The organism is Pseudomonas sp. NPDC085632 (genome assembly GCF_044541255.1).
Lineage (GTDB): Bacteria > Pseudomonadota > Gammaproteobacteria > Pseudomonadales > Pseudomonadaceae > Aquipseudomonas.
The window spans coordinates 1-13,619 of the sequence record NZ_JBITSX010000020.1 but is presented as its reverse complement, the minus strand read 5'-3'; the positions used below and the strand labels follow the sequence as shown (position 1 = coordinate 13,619).

Annotated in this window: 11 protein-coding genes and 1 pseudogene; 8 read left to right on the top strand and 4 right to left on the bottom strand. The window is 60.2% G+C overall.

Annotation, left to right across the window (positions count from 1 at the left end):
- Positions 1–63: 63 nt before the first annotated feature.
- The 3 genes from amn to ACIF4X_RS14890 all read right to left on the bottom strand — a co-directional run bounded on the left by amn (position 64) and on the right by ACIF4X_RS14890 (position 5,855).
- Positions 64–1,563: an AMP nucleosidase gene (amn, locus tag ACIF4X_RS14900; protein WP_161986511.1), complete on the bottom strand. Its 1,500-nt coding sequence runs from the start codon at positions 1,561–1,563 to the stop codon at positions 64–66.
- A 190-nt stretch (positions 1,564–1,753) separates the two neighbouring features.
- The gene (locus tag ACIF4X_RS14895; RefSeq protein ID WP_397482716.1) at positions 1,754–3,403 is read right to left on the bottom strand and encodes an acyl-CoA dehydrogenase family protein; all 1,650 of its coding nucleotides are present in this window, start codon (positions 3,401–3,403) and stop codon (positions 1,754–1,756) included.
- Positions 3,404–3,500: 97 nt separating this feature from the next.
- Positions 3,501–5,855 (bottom strand): 7TM diverse intracellular signaling domain-containing protein, encoded by a 2,355-nt coding sequence (locus ACIF4X_RS14890; protein WP_397482715.1) that lies wholly within the window; start codon positions 5,853–5,855, stop codon positions 3,501–3,503.
- Between the two features lie 313 nt (positions 5,856–6,168).
- On the opposite strand from ACIF4X_RS14890, the gene ACIF4X_RS14885 reads away from it, so the two are divergent.
- The 4 genes from ACIF4X_RS14885 to ACIF4X_RS14870 all read left to right on the top strand — a co-directional run bounded on the left by ACIF4X_RS14885 (position 6,169) and on the right by ACIF4X_RS14870 (position 9,689).
- Positions 6,169–6,966, top strand: coding sequence for a hydroxymethylpyrimidine/phosphomethylpyrimidine kinase (locus ACIF4X_RS14885; protein WP_007909650.1), 798 nt, complete (start codon positions 6,169–6,171; stop codon positions 6,964–6,966).
- Between the two features lie 18 nt (positions 6,967–6,984).
- On the top strand, positions 6,985–7,608 hold the full coding sequence (gene thiE / locus ACIF4X_RS14880; RefSeq protein ID WP_397482714.1) for a thiamine phosphate synthase: 624 nt from the start codon (positions 6,985–6,987) through the stop codon (positions 7,606–7,608).
- Positions 7,609–7,625: 17 nt separating this feature from the next.
- Positions 7,626–8,909 (top strand): glutamate-1-semialdehyde 2,1-aminomutase, encoded by a 1,284-nt coding sequence (gene hemL / locus ACIF4X_RS14875; RefSeq protein WP_397482713.1) that lies wholly within the window; start codon positions 7,626–7,628, stop codon positions 8,907–8,909.
- A 225-nt stretch (positions 8,910–9,134) separates the two neighbouring features.
- On the top strand, positions 9,135–9,689 hold the full coding sequence (locus ACIF4X_RS14870; RefSeq protein WP_003228518.1) for a tetratricopeptide repeat protein: 555 nt from the start codon (positions 9,135–9,137) through the stop codon (positions 9,687–9,689).
- 117 nt (positions 9,690–9,806) lie between these two features.
- Here the strand turns inward: ACIF4X_RS14870 and ACIF4X_RS14865 are convergent, their stop codons facing one another.
- Positions 9,807–10,136, bottom strand: coding sequence for a DUF1820 family protein (locus ACIF4X_RS14865; RefSeq protein WP_003185742.1), 330 nt, complete (start codon positions 10,134–10,136; stop codon positions 9,807–9,809).
- A gap of 133 nt (positions 10,137–10,269) precedes the next feature.
- Between ACIF4X_RS14865 and miaB the strand changes: the two genes are divergently transcribed.
- The 4 genes and pseudogenes from miaB to ACIF4X_RS14845 form a co-directional block, all read left to right on the top strand.
- Complete coding sequence (gene miaB, locus ACIF4X_RS14860; protein WP_126366647.1) at positions 10,270–11,598, top strand: tRNA (N6-isopentenyl adenosine(37)-C2)-methylthiotransferase MiaB; 1,329 nt, start codon at positions 10,270–10,272, stop codon at positions 11,596–11,598.
- Positions 11,599–11,775: 177 nt separating this feature from the next.
- Positions 11,776–12,774, top strand: coding sequence for a PhoH family protein (locus tag ACIF4X_RS14855; RefSeq protein WP_397482712.1), 999 nt, complete (start codon positions 11,776–11,778; stop codon positions 12,772–12,774).
- Positions 12,767–13,261: an rRNA maturation RNase YbeY gene (ybeY, locus tag ACIF4X_RS14850; RefSeq protein ID WP_007909643.1), complete on the top strand. Its 495-nt coding sequence runs from the start codon at positions 12,767–12,769 to the stop codon at positions 13,259–13,261. The genes ACIF4X_RS14855 and ybeY overlap by 8 nt, the downstream gene beginning before the upstream one ends.
- A gap of 5 nt (positions 13,262–13,266) precedes the next feature.
- Positions 13,267–13,533: pseudogene (locus tag ACIF4X_RS14845) on the top strand (magnesium/cobalt efflux protein); the annotation flags it as partial.
- Positions 13,534–13,619: the final 86 nt, after the last annotated feature.

Genomic DNA, 13,619 nt, shown 5'->3' with positions numbered 1-13,619 from the left:
AGAACATCTAACGGTCAGGGCTGCCAATGCTAGTAGCCTGACCGTTAAATGACCATCAACAAATCAGCGGAACGGCGGTTCGTCGAAGCTGCGCAGTTTGCGCGAGTGCAGCGAGTTGAGCTCGGTGCGCAGCAGATCCACCGCTTCGATGCCGATCTTCAAGTGCTGGCTGACCGCGCGTTCATAGAAGGCGTTGGCCGAACCCGGCAGCTTGATTTCACTGTGCAGCGGTTTGTCCGAGACACACAGCAACGTGCCGTACGGCACTCGCAAGCGATAACCCTGCGCGGCAATCGTGCCGCTTTCCATGTCCACCGCGACCGCGCGGGACAGGTTGATCAACGGCCGCTCCTGCGCCCAACGCAATTCCCAGTTACGGTCGTCGTAGGTCAGCACGGTACCGGTGCGCAGGCGTTTTTTCAGGTCGTCGCCCTTCTCGCCGGTGACATTCGCCGCTGCCTGCTGCAACGCCATTTGCACCTCGGCCAGTGCCGGGATCGGAATGTTCGGCGGCACCACGCGGTCGAGAATGCCATCGCGACGCATGTAAGCGTGGGCCAGCACGTAGTCGCCAATGGTCTGCGACTGACGCAGTCCACCGCAGTGACCGATCATCAGCCAGCAATGCGGACGCAGCACCGCCAGGTGGTCGGTGATGTTCTTGGCGTTGGACGGGCCGACGCCGATGTTGACCAGGGTCACGCCGTGGCCATCGCTGGCGATCAGGTGATAGGCCGGCATCTGATAGCGGTGCCAGACCACACCGGCAGCAATCGCCGACGCTTCGCCGTGATCCATGCCTTTCTCGATAATCACGTTGCCCGGCAACACCATGCGCACGAAACGCGGGTCGCTGCGCAGTTGCTCCAGACCATGGACGATGAACTGATCGACGTAGCGGTGATAGTTGGTCAGCAGAATCCACGGCTGCACATGACGCCAGTCGCTGCCGGTGTAATGCACCAGACGGCGCAACGAGAAATCCACGCGTGCGGCGTCGAAAAGCGCCAGCGGCAGTGGATCGGTGTTTTCCCAATCGTAGAGACCGTCGGCGATGCCATCGGTGGCGGCGGACAGGTCGGTACTCGGGAACACCCGCGCCAGCACGGCAGCGGTGACGCCAGAGCCGGCCAGTTCATCGCCCTGCTCGACCACATACGGATAGGGAATGTTTTGTTGGCTGACGCCGACTTCCACGGTTACGGTGAAGTCGTGCATCAACGGCACAAGTTGTTCGAGCAGGTATTTGCGGAACGCCGCCGGGTGGGTGACGGTGACGCTGTAAGTGCCCGGCAATTGCACCTTGGCGTAAGCGCGGGTGGTCTGCGGGACTTCGCCCTGGCAGTGATAGGTCAAACGCAGTTCGGGATAACGAAACAGAGCACGCTGCGCAGCGTCGGGTTCGACGCGATCCTTGAGGTAACGCTTGAGCGCCGAGTTCAGCGCCGTGGTGGCCCGCTCATGCAGCTCGGCCAGACGATCCACGGCTTGTTCGGCGGTTTGAACGACAATAAACGCTTCGGTCACGATCAGCTTCCTGTGTTCTGACTTGCAGAGCTTCATCTTGCCTGCATCGTGGCGTCACGGGAACAGTGGCGTTATGGGTGTACCCAATTCTTTCAGACGAAGCGAATCACTGTGGGAGCTGGCTTGCCAGCGATGGCGGCCTGTCAGCCAACATTGATGTTGAATGTGTCGGCCTCATCGCTGGCAAGCCAGCTCCCACAGGGTTTTATGGTGCTGGGGGATTGAGTCAAAAACCTTGCGGGGTCGAGCGGGTGACGAGGGCTTCGACGTCCAGCCCACGCGGCAAGGCGCCGTAGACCCGGCCGCCACCACTCAGTCGGCTGGCAATGAACGCATCGCTGACCACCGAGTTACCCGCCTCCAGCAACAGCTTGGCCTGCAAACCGAGCGCGATGTCTTCGGTCAGTTGCCGCGCCCGATACTGAATGTCACTGGTGTCCTTGAACTGCGCCTGCAACTGCTGAATATGCGCGGCCAGACGCTTGTCGCCATGCCCGTCACCGAGTTCGCTAAACAACACCTCCAGCACACCCGGCTCTTTCGACAACGCCCGCAGTACGTCGAGGCACTGCACATTCCCCGAACCTTCCCACGTCGAATTCACCGGTGCCTCGCGGTACAGACGCGGCAGGATGCTGTCCTCGACATACCCGGCGCCGCCCATGCATTCCGCCGCTTCATTGATCATTCCCGGTGCGCGCTTGCAGATCCAATACTTGCCCACCGCCGTCACCAACCGCGCGAATTGCGCTTCATGGCGATCGTCCAGATGATCCAGCGCCCTGCCCATGCGCAAACTCAGGGCCAGCGCGGCTTCGCTTTCAAGCGCCAGATCGGCCAGCACGTTCTGCATCAATGGCTGCTCGCTGAGCAGTTTGCCGCCGACCTTGCGGTGCGCGCAGTGGTGGCTGGCCTGGGTCAACGCCTGACGCATCAGCGCACTGGAACCGACCATGCAATCGAAACGGGTCATCGCGACCATTTCGATAATGGTCGGCACGCCGCGCCCTTCTTCACCGACCATCCACGCCAGCGCGCCACGGAATTCCACCTCACTGGAGGCGTTGGACTGGTTGCCGAGTTTGTTTTTCAGACGCTGGATATAGAATTGATTACGCGTGTCGTCCGGGCGATGGCGCGGCAGCAGGAAGCAGCTCAAGCCTTTGTCGGTCTGCGCCAGCGTGAGAAACGCATCGCACATTGGCGCCGAGCAGAACCACTTGTGCCCGACCAGTTCATAAGCCTGCCCCGGGCCACTGGCGCCGACCGGGTAAGCCTTGGTGGTGTTGGCGCGCACGTCGGTGCCGCCCTGTTTTTCGGTCATCGCCATGCCGATGGTCACGCCAGCCTTGTGCGCCATACCGACATTGCGCGGGTCGTACTCGGTGGCGAGGATTTTCGGCAGCCACTGCTCAGCGATATTCGGCTGCAAACGCAGGGCCGGCACGCTGGCGAAAGTCATGGTCAACGGGCATCCGCTGCCCGCCTCTGCCTGGCTGTGCAGGTAACTCATCGAGGCTCGGGCGACATGGGCGCCGTCCTGTGGATGGGTCCATGGCAGGGACGTCAGACCATGCTCAATCGCAGTACGCATCAGTTGGTGATAAGCGGGATGAAACTCCACCAGGTCGATGCGATGGCCGTAGCGGTCATGGCTGGCGAATGTAGGTTTGTTTTGATTGGCGAGGAACCCGGCTTCCATCAGCGGGCCACCGGCCAGCGCGCCGTAGGCATCGATTCGCGACTCGGCCCAAGCGGCGCCAAACCTGCGCGACCACTCCTGCAACGGCAGGTCGATGCGGTACAGGTTGGTGCCGTCCAGCGACGGCGGCTGGTTGGTGACTTCGTGGGTTTCGGCGAACTGATGCAGGTTCATGACGGGGCTCCTTTGGGCAACCAGGGAACTCAGTTAAGCACCGCACCGCAAGCGGTCAAAGTGTCATATCAGCCGAATTTGCGGCGCTTTTACCCTATCAGCAGCACAGCACTCGTCGCTCCAGCGCAGACTGCAGATCTTCGAATTTCACGGGTTTGTTCAGGTAATCAATCGCGGCGCCCGTTGCGCAAAGCTCGCGATCAGCGTTCAACGCCAGCATGAACACCGGCAGATTGGCGCAGCCCGGCAGCGCATGAATCTGGCAACACAACGAAGCGCCTTCGTGGCTTGGCAACTGGCAATCGATCAGCACCGCATCGACTGTTTCACGTTGCAGGCATTCGAGCGCCGCCGCGCCGTTGTCGGCCGTGCGCACGCGAAAACCGAGCTTGAGCAACATGCCGCGCATTACCAGTTGGTTGACGCTGTTGTCGTCCACCAGCAACACCGTGCAGTCCTGCGGTGCACGCACGCAATCGTGTGAAGGTATCGGCGTCAACGCCGCCTCAACCACAGGCAACTCAAACTCGACATCCAGCTGGAAGCGGCTGCCGCGCCCGGGTTCCGAGCGGTGCGTGAGCTTGCCACCGAGCAACTCGACCAACTGTCGGCAGATTGCCAGACCGACACCCAAGCCGCCGTATTCGCGAGTCATCGAACCGTCGAGCTGGAAGAAACGCTGATACATCGTCGCCTCACCCAGATCGGTGAAACCGATCCCGGTGTCGATCACCGCAAACGACAGCGCCAGGCGATTGTCTGTCGACGGTTTGCCGGTGACCCGTAGCGCCAGACCACCGACGCGGGTGAACTTGATCGCGTTATCCAACAAACATTCCAGGCATTGCGCGAGTTTGGCGCTGTCGCCATGCAAGCGATCCGGCAAGGTCGGCAGCACTTCAACCTTGAAGTCCAGCGACTTGCTCGCCGCGTTGCCGTCGAACTGCACACGCAACGCTTCGACCACCGCGCGCAGGCTGAAACTGCCCGGTGCAGCCTTGAGTTTGCCGGCCTGCAATTCGGTGAGGGTGAGGATGCCGTTGACCATGCGCATCATGTCCCGCGCGGACCCTGCGGCGGTCTGCTGGTATTGCTCAAGTTCCGGATCCAGATCGACGGTCTGCATCAATTCCAGCGAACCGATCACGCCGTTCATCGGCGTACGCAGTTCATGGGTCAGAGTCGCCAGGAATTCATCCTTGAGCTTGTTGCTATGGGCCAGTTGCTGGTTGAGCACTTCGAGTTTTTGCCCGGCGTCGTACAACGTTTGCGCCTGTTGCTCGCGCATCGCGTTGATGCGGTCGGCCAGTGCCAGCGACAGCAGTGCTACTTCGATGGCCGAACCGATCTGGCTGGCGTACATGGTCAGGAACACGTTCGGCAGCAAGCCCAGCACCATCAGCGTGTTGACGACGCCGCCGAGCAGAAACGCCGACCACGCGATGATGAAGTAACGGGCCACGCGCAAACCGCGCCACCAGGCGAGAATCCCGGCGGCAAAAATCACCACGGTGAAGGTCAGCGCCAGCGTCGTCGCCAGCCGCAAAGCCAGGGCGTAACTGGTCATCAGTGACAGACCGATGACCAACGCACCGAATGCAATGAGTCCGATCAGCAAGCGATCGAGCCAGCGGCTGTGGTTTTTGGTCTGCAGGAAGCTGCGGGCGAACTGACTGCCGAACAGGCCGGCGCAGCCAATGAAAAATGGCGTCGCGGCGTTGGCCCACCATGGGTTGTCCGGCCAGAAGTACTCGACCGCCGCACCGTTCACCGACAGTTGATAGAGACCAAACGAAGCAATGTAGAAGATGTAGTAGAGGTAGCTGGTGTCGCGCACGCTAAGGAAGATGAACAGGTTGTAGACCACCATCCCCAACAACACACCATAAATGATGCCCAGCACATACAGGCGCACCGGCTGGTCTTCGAGGTACGCCGTGCTCGACCACAACGTCACCGGAGCCTGAATCGAGCCCTCACTGGCCAGACGCAGGTACACGGTCTGTTGTTGATCGGGTTTGAATGACAGGTCGAACAAATAGTTGTTCTGACGGATCTCGCGACTGGCGAACGGCCAGGCGTCACCGGTCTGGCGGACGAGGCGATAGTCGCCACTGGCGTCAGGCATATAGAGGTCGAGATGGTCGAGCGGTGGGTAAGCCAGTTCCAACAGCCACGTGCGCTGGGCGGCGGGATTACTCGGACGGTAATGCAGGTCGATCTTCAGCCAGAACGCCGAGCGCGAGTATCCGGCATTGAGCGTGGCTTTATCGTGAGTTTTGAAATTGCCGGCAGCAGCCTGCGCGCGAACATCGGCAATGCTCGCCTGACCACTCGGGTCTTCGAACACTTGCAGCGACCGGCCCAGAGGGAGGCTCTGGGTAAATTCGTCGAATTCGACGGCGCTCGCCATTAGGGGCAAGCAGAACAACAACATCAGCAAATAGCGCATTGAAGCCCCAGCGTGGCTCGTCCGGTTGTGTCAGGAAGCCCCCCATTCCCTTTGAGTAGACGTAAAACCGGTATTACCTGTTATTGGTTTGGATCCAGACTAGCATAGCCGTTGATGGCCATTGAGCACCATTGAAATTTTTCCTACAAAGGCTCTAGGACGGGCGTTCCAGAGCAAAGCAGCGAGCTAGAGCTGTTGGGTTGGTCAGGTAGACAAAAAGATCGTCCGAAGCTCGGGCCGCGTTCGGACGATCTTGTGATCTTGCTGTACCACCTACCCCCGAAAATCAGCTTTGGTGGTAAGCTCGCGCACCATGAATATCTACAGTTCCCGCCCCGTTGTCCTCTGTCTCTCCGGCCACGACCCCAGTGGTGGCGCCGGCTTGCAGGCAGATATCGAAGCCTTGCTCGCGCAGGGTTGCCATGCGGCTCCGGCCGTCACCGCCCTGACCGTGCAAGACACCGTCAACGTCACTGACTTCCGCGTCCTCGACCGTGAGTGGGTATTGGCTCAGGCCAATGCCGTGCTCAACGACTCCGAAGTCGCAGCGGTCAAACTGGGCATGCTCGGTTCGCTGGAAATGGTCGACACCGTTGTCGAACTGCTCTCGGCGCACCCGCACTTGCCGGTGGTCTGCGACCCGGTGCTGCGCGCAGGTGGTGGCGGACGTCTGGGCAAGGACGAGGTCGGTTATGCGATGCGCGAGCGTCTGCTGCCGCTGTCGATCATTGCCACCCCCAACCTCCCTGAAGCTCGCATCCTCGCCGAACTGCCCGAAGGCACCGCGGACGAGTGCGCTGAAAAACTCCTGCCGTTCGTCAAAAACCTGCTGATCACCGGCGGCCACGGTGACGAAACTGAAATCCACAACCGCGTGTACAGCCGCGACGGTCTGCGTGAAACCTTTATCTGTCAGCGTCTGCCGGGCAGCTATCACGGTTCCGGCTGCACGTTGGCCAGTGCTTTGGCCGGTCGACTGGCGCAGGGCGAACACCTCGCCAGCGCCGTGCGCAGTGCTTTGGATTACACCTGGCGCACCCTGCGCGATGCCGAACAGCTGGGCAAAGGCCAGTTCGTCCCGCGTCGTCTGCCGCTGGATTTCTGCTCGTAACGTCGTGAGGTCTGCCCGATGAAACTACGTGGCCTGTATGCCATCACCGACAGCGAATTGCTGGCCGGCAAGTTTCTGTCTTACGTAGAGGCGGCGCTGGAAGGCGGCGTCACCCTGCTGCAATACCGCGACAAGAGCAACGACGAGGCCCGCCGTCTGCGCGAGGCCGAAGCGTTGCGCGATCTGTGCGAGCGCTACAAGACGCAACTGATCATCAACGATGACGCCGAACTGGCCGCACGCCTGAACGTCGGCGTGCACTTGGGTCAGACCGACGGCCCGCTGTCGCCGACTCGCGCCCTGCTCGGATCGAAAGCGATCATCGGCTCGACCTGCCACGCGCAAATCGCGCTGGCCGAACAAGCGGCCAAAGAAGGCGCGAGTTACGTCGCCTTCGGCCGCTTTTTCAATTCCAACACCAAGCCCGGCGCGCCGACGTGCAGCCTCGACCTGCTCGACGACGCCAAACGCACACTGCACTTGCCGATCTGCGCGATTGGCGGCATCACCCTCGACAACGCGCCGCCGCTGGTAGCCCACGGGGTCGACCTGCTCGCCGTGGTCCATGGTTTGTTCGGTGCCGAAAACACCGCCGAAGTGACCCGCCGCGCCCGCGCGTTCAACGAATTGTTCAAATCCTGAAGATTGAGAGCCCGATCATGTCTCGTTCCGAAACCCTGTTTGCCAACGCCCAGAAACACATTCCCGGTGGCGTGAACTCGCCAGTCCGCGCATTCAAGAGTGTTGGCGGCACGCCGCTGTTCTTCAAACACGCCGAAGGCGCTTACGTTACCGACGAAGACGACAAGCGTTATGTCGACTACGTCGGCTCGTGGGGCCCGATGATCCTCGGCCACAGCCATCCGGACGTGCTCGACGCAGTGCGCAATCAGCTGCAACACGGCTTGTCGTACGGCGCGCCGACTGCGATGGAAACCGAGATGGCCGACCTGGTCTGCTCGCTCGTGCCGTCGATGGACATGGTGCGCATGGTCAGCTCCGGCACCGAAGCGACCATGAGTGCGATCCGTCTGGCCCGTGGTTACACCGGCCGCGACAGCATCATCAAGTTCGAAGGCTGCTACCACGGCCACTCCGACAGTCTGCTGGTCAAGGCCGGTTCCGGCGCACTGACCCAAGGCGTACCGAGCTCGGCCGGTGTGCCAGCCGCGTTCGCCAAACACACCCTGACCCTGCCGTTCAACGACATCGACGCGGTTGAGCAGATGCTCGCCGAAGTGGGTCAGGACGTGGCGTGCATCATCGTTGAGCCAGTGGCCGGCAACATGAACTGCGTACCACCAGCACCGGGTTTCCTCGAAGGCCTGCGTTCGCTGTGCGACAAACATGGCGTGGTGCTGATTTTCGACGAAGTGATGACCGGTTTCCGCGTTGCCCTCGGTGGTGCTCAGGCGTACTACGGCGTCAATCCTGACCTGACCACATTCGGCAAGATCATCGGCGGCGGCATGCCGGTCGGCTGCTTTGGTGGCAAGCGTGAAATCATGGAACGCATCGCGCCGCTGGGCCCGGTGTATCAGGCCGGTACGCTGTCGGGTAACCCGCTGGCGATGGCCGCAGGTTTGACCACGCTGCGTCTGATCAGCCGTCCGGGTTTCCACGCCGAGCTGACCGACTACACCACGCGTTTGCTCGACGGCCTGCAACAACGCGCCGATGCGGCTGGTATTCCGTTCGTGACCACTCAGGCGGGCGGCATGTTCGGTCTGTACTTCAGCGGCGCCGATGACATCGTCACCTTTGAAGACGTGATGGCCAGCGACGCTGCACTGTTCGGTCGCTTCTTCCACCTGATGCTGGAAGGTGGCGTGTACCTGGCACCGAGCGCCTTCGAAGCCGGTTTCACCTCGATCGCTCACGGCGAAACCGAGTTGAAACTGACGCTGGACGCTGCCGAGCGCGCCTTCGCCGCACTGAAATAATCGCACGACCGCTGACGTTGGCTATTGCCAGCGTCAGCCTTCACCTACATCCATGCCGTTTTTCCGACGCTCCTGCTAAAAATCCCCCATAAAGTGGGCGATATATTCCCCGTGCAGCAGAAAAACGAGTAAAGACTTTGTAAGGTTGGCCCTGCTTATTTCATAATGCGCGCTTATTGGATCCCTCGATGGGTCCGCGTGCCCTTCAGAGGTAAGTCGATTCCCATGAACCGCACCGGCCGCACCCTTGCCTTGGGCTGCCTGTTGCTCCTTCAGCCCCTGCTCGCGCATGCACAAGCAGGCGGCAACTCGTTGTTGATCCCGGCGATGGGTCGTTGCACCCTCAATACTCAGCCGCAAGACGTCACGCAGGCACTGGCCGCCTGCCAGAAAGCGGCGGACGAAGGGGATGCGCAAGCGCAATACGAGTTGGGTGAGTTCTACTACGACGGCAAGAATGCGCCGCGCGACCTCAATCAAGCCCTGAGCTACTTCGAAAAAGCCTCGCTGCAAGGCCATGCTCAGGCGCAATTCAAACTGGGCACCATGTTCTTCCACGGTGAAGGCGTGCAAGCCAACAACATTCAGGCGTACATCGTGTTGAAGATGGCTGCGGTCAACGGCGCTGAAGACGCGCTGGACACGGCCGACGAAGTCTCCGAAAAAATGTCCCGCGAAGACCTCGAAACCGCCACGCAGGTGCTCGGGCAAATTTTCCGTAAATACCTGATGGAACTGCAGAGCGCCGATGGGCGTACGCCGTTTTCGCCTCTTCCCTGATCAGCGATAGTTCCCACGTTCTGCGTGGGAATTCATCCCGTGACGCTCCGCGTCACCGACGCAGAGCGTCGAAGGCGGCGTTCCCACGCAGAGCGTGGGAACGATCATCTGAACGGCTTACTTCTCAGGCATCGGCATCGGAAACGGCATCACATTGCCGACCGCGCCACGTGCTTCGCTGATTTTCGGGGTCCCCAGACGCTCAACCTCGTCGATGCGCACAATCGAATGCATCGGCACAAAGCTGCGTACCACGCCTTCGAACTGCGCCTTGAGCTTTTCTTCGCTCGGATCAACGACCACTTGCGTGCGCTCGCCAAAGACGAACTCTTCCACTTCCAGAAAACCCCACAGATCACTTTGATAGATCTGCTTGGCGTACATTTCGAACACCTGGCCCTGGTTGAGGAAAATCACCTTATAGATTGGAGCTTCGCGTTTGGTCATGGCGGGGGGATAACATCGGGGATAAAAATGAGGGCGCAAACTATAGCATAGCCACCGGACGCGCAGCGGTAGGAACCTGAAGGCTTGTTCCCTATAATGCGCGGTTCTTTGAATCACGTGATGACCCTAATCCATGGCCAAGAAGCTTTACATCGAAACCCACGGTTGCCAGATGAACGAGTACGACAGCTCGCGCATGGTCGATCTGCTGGGTGAACATCAGGCCCTGGAAGTCACCGCGCGTGCCGAAGACGCCGACGTGATTCTGCTCAACACCTGCTCGATCCGCGAACGCGCCCAGGATCGCGTGTATTCACAGCTCGGCCGCTGGCGCGAACTGAAACTGGCCAACCCGGAGATGGTGATCGCCGTCGGCGGTTGCGTCGCCAGCCAGGAAGGCGCGGCGATCCGTGATCGCGCGCCTTACGTCGACGTGGTCTTCGGCCCGCAAACCCTGCACCGCCTGCCGGAAATGATCGACGCCGCGCGCATCACCAGGCTGCCGCAAGTCGACGTGTCGTTCCCGGAAATCGAAAAATTCGACCACTTGCCCGAGCCACGCATCGACGGCCCGAGCGCTTACGTGTCGGTGATGGAAGGCTGCAGCAAGTACTGCACGTTCTGCGTGGTGCCTTACACCCGAGGCGAAGAAGTCAGCCGGCCGTTCGATGACGTGATCGCCGAAGTTATCCACCTCGCTGAAAACGGCGTACGTGAAGTGACCCTGCTCGGGCAGAACGTCAACGGCTATCGCGGCACCACCCATGACGGGCGCCTGGCGGATCTTGCCGAACTGATACGTGTGGTCGCCGCGATTGATGGCATCGACCGTATTCGCTACACCACTTCGCACCCGCTGGAATTCTCCGACAGCCTGATCCAGGCCCACGCCGACGTGCCGGAACTGGTGAAGCATCTGCACTTGCCGGTGCAATCGGGCTCCGACCGGATTCTCGCGGCGATGAAGCGCAACCACACCGCACTTGAGTACAAATCCAAGCTGCGCAAACTGCGCGCCGCTGTGCCGGGGATCTGCATCAGCTCGGACTTTATCGTCGGCTTCCCTGGCGAGACCGAGAAAGATTTCGAACAGACCATGAAGCTGATTGCCGACGTCGGTTTCGATTTCTCCTATTCCTTCGTTTATAGCCAGCGCCCGGGCACCCCGGCTGCCGATCTGGCCGACGACACCCCGGAAGAGCTGAAGAAGGAACGCCTGAACGCGCTGCAACATCGCTTGAATCAGCAGGGTTTCGAGATCAGCCGCCAGATGGTCGGTTCGATCCAGCGCATTCTGGTGACCGACTACTCGAAAAAAGACCCGGGCGAGCTGCAAGGGCGCACCGAAAATAATCGTATCGTCAACTTCCGCTGCGACAATCCAACCTTGATCGGTCAGTTCGCCGACGTGCACATCGATGCGGCGCAACCGCACTCGCTGCGTGGCTCGCTGATCCAATAAATCCAAAAGATCGCAGCCTTCGGCAGCTCCTACATGGATTACATTCCCCTGTAGGAGCTGCCGAAGGCTGCGATCTTGACGGTCTCGACGCCAAGAATATTTAAGAGCTTTCGCACCCACGCCTCTGGCGTTATCCTTGATTTCATCTTAATTGCCCCAGGGCGGCTAAATACGACCTTGAACGCACCCATAGAACCACATCGTTTTATCCTCGAACCCTTTGAGGCTCGCCGCTTCGCCAATCTGTGCGGGCAATTCGACGAGCATTTGCGCTTGATCGAACAGCGCCTGACCATCGAGATCCGCAACCGCGGAAACCAGTTCGAGCTGATCGGCGACCCCAAACACACCACGACTGCGGAAAATCTGATTCGTCGCCTGTACCGCGAAACCAAAGGTTCAGAGCTGTCGCCAGATACGGTTCACCTGTTCCTGCAGGAATCGGCCGTGGTCGAGCTGGACAATCACGCCCCCGCTGAAGCCTCCGTCGCCCTGCGCACCAAGAAAGGCATGATTCGCCCTCGCGGCTTGAATCAACTGCGCTACGTGAAGGAAATCCTCGGCAACGACATCAACTTCGGCATCGGCCCGGCCGGTACCGGCAAGACCTACCTGGCCGTGGCCTGCGCTGTCGATGCACTGGAGCGCGAGCAGATCCGCCGCATCCTGCTGGTGCGTCCGGCGGTCGAAGCGGGTGAAAAACTCGGCTTTCTGCCCGGCGACCTGTCGCAGAAGATCGACCCGTACCTGCGCCCGCTCTACGACGCGCTCTACGAGATGCTCGGTTTCGAATACGTGGCCAAGCTGATCGAACGTCAGGTGATCGAAGTCGCGCCGCTGGCCTACATGCGCGGTCGCACGCTGAACAACAGCTTCATCATTCTCGACGAGAGCCAGAACACCACCGTCGAACAAATGAAAATGTTCCTGACCCGGATCGGCTTCGGCTCCACAGCTGTCATCACCGGTGACATCACCCAGGTCGACCTGCCGAAAGGCACCAAGTCGGGCCTGCACCACGTGATTGAAGTGCTCAAAGACGTGCCGGGCATCAGCTTCACGCACTTCCAGCCTAAAGACGTCGTACGCCATCCTTTGGTCCAGCGGATTGTCGAAGCCTACGAGCGCTTCGAAAACCGTGACGAAGCCCCCAAGGACACCTCGCGAAATGCTTGAGCTAGACCTGCAAATCGCGACTGAAGCGAGCGCGCCGAGTGAAGCCGACTTCCGTCTGTGGTGCGAGCTGGCCCTGCGCCAGCGCACCGCCGACTCGGAAATGACCATTCGTCTGGTCGATGAGGAAGAAGGCCGCGAGCTCAACCACACCTGGCGTCACAAGGATTACGCGACCAACGTCCTGTCGTTCCCGGCCGAAGTGCCCGACGAGTTTCTCGATATCCCGCTGCTGGGCGATCTGGTGATCTGCGTGGCGGTGGTTGAGCGCGAAGCTGCCGAGCAAGGCAAGGAACTAAAGGCCCATTGGGCACATCTGGTCATTCACGGCTGCTTGCATCTGCTTGGTTACGACCATATAGATGATGAAGAAGCCGAAGAAATGGAAGCACTGGAACGCGAGTTGCTTGCCGAATTGGGCTATCCCGATCCGTACGCGGACGACGAACCCGAAACATCCCCTATCGTTACAACAAAGGATTCAGAGTAATCGCTATGAGCGAAGATCGATCGAGCAACGGGCAGAAGTCATGGCTGGGTAAACTGACCCAGGCTTTTGCCCACGAGCCGAAGAACCGTCAGGAGCTCCTTGAGCTACTGCGTGATGCACATCAGAACAAACTGCTGGACAGCGAAGCGCTGGCCATCGTCGAAGGCGCCATTCAGGTGGCTGACCTGCAAGTACGCGACATCATGGTGCCGCGCTCGCAGATGATCAGCATCAAGGCGACCCAGACACCCCGTGAATTCCTCCCGGCCGTGTAAGAGGTTTCCGCGAAGATCACAACGAAGCCTGCGCCCTTGCCCGCTCACTTGAGTTGAAGATCGAACTCCTGGCGAATGGCTGC